4 protein-coding genes and 1 pseudogene are annotated in these 4,209 nt (G+C 68.8%); 3 read left to right on the forward strand and 2 right to left on the reverse strand.

The window, feature by feature from the left end; genetic code table 11:
* Positions 1 to 210 precede the first annotated feature (210 nt).
* Positions 211 to 924, reverse strand: a complete 714-nt coding sequence (locus tag KME75_RS40295; protein ID WP_219420262.1) for a hypothetical protein — start codon at positions 922 to 924, stop codon at positions 211 to 213.
* 302 nt (positions 925 to 1,226) lie between these two features.
* Between KME75_RS40295 and KME75_RS40300 the strand changes: the two genes are divergently transcribed.
* From KME75_RS40300 to KME75_RS40305, 3 genes and pseudogenes are all read left to right on the forward strand, one after another.
* Positions 1,227 to 2,216 carry an ADP-ribosylglycohydrolase family protein gene (locus KME75_RS40300; protein ID WP_246633759.1) on the forward strand — a complete coding sequence of 330 codons (990 nt, stop codon included), beginning with the start codon at positions 1,227 to 1,229 and terminating at the stop codon, positions 2,214 to 2,216.
* 1 nt (position 2,217) lies between these two features.
* Positions 2,218 to 2,373 (forward strand): annotated as a pseudogene (locus tag KME75_RS47665) (ADP-ribosylglycohydrolase family protein); the annotation flags it as partial.
* Complete coding sequence (locus tag KME75_RS40305; protein ID WP_219420264.1) at positions 2,349 to 3,218, forward strand: ADP-ribosylglycohydrolase family protein; 870 nt, start codon at positions 2,349 to 2,351, stop codon at positions 3,216 to 3,218. The pseudogene KME75_RS47665 and the gene KME75_RS40305, both read left to right, overlap by 25 nt.
* Before the next feature lie 4 nt (positions 3,219 to 3,222).
* Here the strand turns inward: KME75_RS40305 and rfbC are convergent, their stop codons facing one another.
* Entirely contained in the window at positions 3,223 to 3,768 is a 546-nt protein-coding gene (rfbC, locus tag KME75_RS40310; protein WP_219420265.1) for a dTDP-4-dehydrorhamnose 3,5-epimerase, read from the reverse strand.
* Between the last annotated feature and the right edge of the window lie 441 nt (positions 3,769 to 4,209).

Genomic DNA, 4,209 nt, shown 5'->3' on the forward strand with positions numbered 1-4,209 from the left:
GGCCACCGCGCGGTCGCCACCCGCTACGACAAGCGCGACTACATGTTCCGCGGAACCATCGACGTCGCCTCGATCAGGATCTGGCTCCGCGACCCCGTCCCATGATCCAAGGGACACGCTCTAGTCCCGCCCGCCGGGTCCGGCCGCGTGGGGAGCCCGCGGCCGGACCCGGCGGGTGAGATCCCGTTCCGCCTCGCCAGGGCGTGGCTATCAGGGTCTGTGGAGGTGCGCGGTGAAGCGCCGGGCGTAGACCTGCAGAAGCAGCGGACCGTGGAGCTCACCCCGCTGCAGACCGTCCCGCGCGACCGCGAAGCATCCGCCGACCGGCTCCAGCCGACAGCGGTGCCCGCGGTAACGGCGCAACCCCGTCGGACCGCTGACGTCGATCTCCAGGAAGCCGTGGCGTCGCCGCACTCGGATCTCAGCGTCCCGCAGATGGACGATCTGGTCCTCCAGCCGCATGATGATCGCGCTCCACGGACCGAGCGGGCTGACGGCAACCTGTGCGAGCGCTGCGTCGTGGTGGGCCGAGGACCGGAGGGCGATCGCGTCGGACGTCCGTTCGACCACCGCGATGTCGACCTGCGGCAGAAAGGAGTACTCGTCGTCGACGGCGAGGAGGGGGATGTTCAGGTGGGCGGCGAGCAGGTCGGCCTCCCCGACTCCCTGCGAGCTCAGATCAATCACCAGCGCGGCGGTCGGTCCGATCCGGTGCGCGGACTCGATCACCTCGGGCGGCCCCAGCACGCGGACCTGCAGGTCATGCTTGGTGAGCTTGGCGTGCATGGCGACGGCCCGCTCGACTCCCGCGGTACCGAGATCTCGCACCACGAGAACCCTGCCGTGCGTGGAATGCCGGGCGAGCGCGACGGCAGTGTCGGCGAGACGCGTGAGCTGAGACAGGCGGCCAACGGAGGTGGTCATGGCAGCTCCCTGGGCTGACGTCATCCCACCCCCTTGTCGTGTCGGTTCGATCTCTGCAGCACCGCTGGAACAGGACAACCCTACACTGACGTTAGAGTACGTTTGGGCTGGCATTATCAGCCGCCTGAGGCCCGTCGAAGAGGACTGAACCTTCACGCTGCGGGAGAGTACGATCGCGTCGAGCACTCACGACGATGCTCGCCGCAGCCATGGTCATGGCGCTCCCCGACCAGTGTCTGCCGCCGCTCGTCGTATCGCCGGGATAGAGGTGGAGCGGGATGGATGTACCTGCCGTGGAGGAGATGCGGGCGACCGGCTGGGCCGCATTGGATCCGGCGGAGGTGCGCGACAGGATCCGCGGTGCGATCCTCGGCGGCGCGTGCGGTGATGGCCTCGGCGCCCCCTTCGTCGGACAGGACGTCGTCGCAGCGGAACGGTTTGAGGGACATCGCCACGGTATGCGCCTGTTGACTCACACAGACGACACGGTTCTGACCCTGGTACTGGCGCAGCACCTGTCACACCCGGCCGGAGGTCGCGGTGATCTGCACGAGGATCGGCTCGCGCGGGAGTTCGCGTGGGCGTGGCGGCGGGAACCGTGGCGCGCTCACGGGACCGGTGAGCAGCAGGTCTTTCGATCCGTGCTTTTCGGCATCCCCTGGCGCCGGGCGGCCGCCGAACTCGTCGGGGACACCGGGTCCAACGGCATCGGCAACGGCGGTGCGGCGCGGGTTGCCCCGGTGGGGTTGCTCGGCCGATCGCTCGACGCGGTTCTCGGTGTCGCTCGCCGCAGCGCGCAACTGACGCACCCGCACCCCCTCGGCCAGGGCGGCGCGGCGCTGCAGGCGGCCGCTGTCGCCCTCGCTGCTAGCAGCGACCGGGACCGGCCTTTTGATCGGGAGGTGTTTCTCGACGCCGTCCTGGCTTGCCCGGCGCATCCGGCCTTCGTCCCTCGTCTGCATCGGATGCGCCAGCTCGAGGGCGAGAGTCTCGCCGCAGTTGTCGGTGAGTTCTCGAACGCCGTGTCGGCGCTCGAATCGGTACCAGCGGCCATCCTGGCGTTCCTGCACAGCCCTGACGACCCGGAGCAGGTCCTCGATCTCGCCGTGCGGTTCGGAGGCGACACCAGTTCCGTGGCGGCGATGGCGGGCACGCTCGTCGGTGCACGATGCGGCGCGTCTCAGCTTCCGTCCGACCTCGTGCCGAGGATCGAGGACGGTCCACGCGTCGTGGACATCGCCGACGGTCTCGCTCGGCGCGCTGTCATGTTCGCGCCCGTCCCGGCCGCCTGACATGCGGACTGCACGTGATTCCGACGTCCTCGCCGATCGGGCGCGGGGTGTGCTCCTCGGTGCTGCATGTGGCGACGCGCTGGGTGCGCCGTTCGTCGGGGCCCCCGCGGTACGGGCCGCTGACCTCGCCGGATGGACTCGTTCGGCCCGCAAGCTCCGTTACACGGGCGCCACCGTGACGATGATGACCGTCGCGAAACACCTCTCGGCATCGCAGTCGATTCGCGTCGACGAACAGCGCTCGTCGAAGCCCTGGCCGAGGACTGGCGATGCGAGCCGTGGCGTGCGCACGGATGCGACGCAGCCCGGATCTACGAGCGGGTGCTCTTCGGCGAGGACTGGGCGGATGCCACAACCTCCGTGCTCGGCGACCATGCGTCGTCCACCAGCGACAACGCGGTACGTGTGGCGCCGATCGCGGTGGTCGAGCCGGATCTGATGCGGCTCACAGGACACGCACAAGCGGCCGGCCGAGTCACTCACGGTGATCGGCCGGGTCTCGGGTGGGCGGTCGTGCATGCGGCTGCCGTCGCTCTGGCACTACACGCTCCGCTGCGTGCCCCACTGTCGGTGCCATCGTTCCTCGACGGACTCGGCGCATTTCTCGAGCCGGGCGAGTTCGCGGAGGAGCTGGAGGAGGTCCGCAAGTTCGCGGGGTGGGTGACACCGCACCTCGCAGCGGGCCATCTGGGCACCGTCAGGCCTGATCTGAGCCAGGTAGCGATGTCGTTACTGGCCTTCCTGCGTCACCCCAACAGCTTCGTCGATGCAGTGGAGTTCGCCGTTCGCATGGGCGGTGCCACCAATGTGGTTGCAGCGATGACCGGAGCGGTAGCGGGCGCCCGGCACGGCGCCAGCCGGATCCCGCTGGGCTGGCTGGCTCGACTCGAGAACGGCCCTCGCCTGCACCTACTGGCAGATCAGCTGGTTCGAGTCCGCAGCCTGCACGAACCTGCCGTCGAACCGCCTCCTCCCGGTCGGCTCACCACCGGTTGGAGCTGACGGCTCATCCCAGCAGCCGACGCAGATCTGCCCACGCCCCGGCGCGCAGATCGCGCTCGCTGACCTGCGTGGGTGGAAGCGGCCACGGAATGCCCAGGCCGGGGTCGTCCCAGCGGACCGCAATGTCCTCGGCCGGATCGTGCTCAGCGTCGATCCGATAGCACGTGTCCGACGACTCGGTCAGGGCCTGGAACCCGTGCAGGAACCCCCGGGGAATGTAGAGCGTCTGCATCTGGTCGTCGTCGAGGGTGAACGTAGCCCACCGACCGAAGGTCGGCGAGCCGATGCGGATGTCTACGACCACGTCGAAGATCGCGCCGTGCGAGCACCTGACCAACTTGGCCTCGCCGCTTCCCATCCGGCCGTGCAAGCCACGGACAACACCTCGCAGGCTGCGGGACTGCGAGTCCTGGACGAAGGCGGCGGGATCGATCCCGACGTGACGGGCGGTCGCTGCATCGAAGGTCCGGCTGAACCATCCCCTCGCGTCATAGTGTGGCTTGGGTTGAAGAAGGAGGACACCAGCAAGGTCGGTCTGATGTACGTGCATGGATGCCGTCCCTCCGGTAGGTGCTGATCGATCAGGCCGCGTGGGTGCAAATCTCACGCCACGGTAGAGTGTGAGCGGGATGCCGGAATCAGCGGCAGGCCGGTTGGTCGGTCGATCCGATGCCGTCCGCCTACGTCCGGATCCCTCGGCGAGTCCCGGCTGCGCACCCCCTCACCCGGTCGCCAGGGGCGCAGTCGGGACTCGCGGCCGGATTAGGACCAGGGCACGCCTCAGGGCCCCGGCGTTCTTGCCGTTTGGGTCTGATGTCGGTTTTGCCCCTGGTGGTGGACTCGTTTGAGGGGCCGGTGTGAGGGGAGCGCGACCCCTGGTGATCTTTCAGGTGTTGAAGCCGAAGATCGTCCCGGGGGTCGCGCTCGTGTCCACAGTATCGTCGTTGAAGCCTGCCCTCGACCGGCTGGCCGATCTGGCCGCCGAGGAGGC

This window comes from Pseudonocardia nigra (genome assembly GCF_019396355.1).
Lineage (GTDB): Bacteria > Actinomycetota > Actinomycetes > Mycobacteriales > Pseudonocardiaceae > Pseudonocardia > Pseudonocardia nigra.

Excerpts from the sequence above, each read along its gene's own strand:
- rfbC (WP_219420265.1), bottom strand. The coding sequence starts at position 3,768 with ATGCACGTACATCAGACCGACCTTGCTGGTGTCCTCCTTCTTCAACCC.
- KME75_RS40300 (WP_246633759.1), top strand. The coding sequence starts at position 1,227 with ATGCGGGCGACCGGCTGGGCCGCATTGGATCCGGCGGAGGTGCGCGAC.
- KME75_RS40305 (WP_219420264.1), top strand. The coding sequence starts at position 2,349 with ATGGACTCGTTCGGCCCGCAAGCTCCGTTACACGGGCGCCACCGTGAC.
- KME75_RS40295 (WP_219420262.1), bottom strand. The coding sequence starts at position 924 with ATGACCACCTCCGTTGGCCGCCTGTCTCAGCTCACGCGTCTCGCCGAC.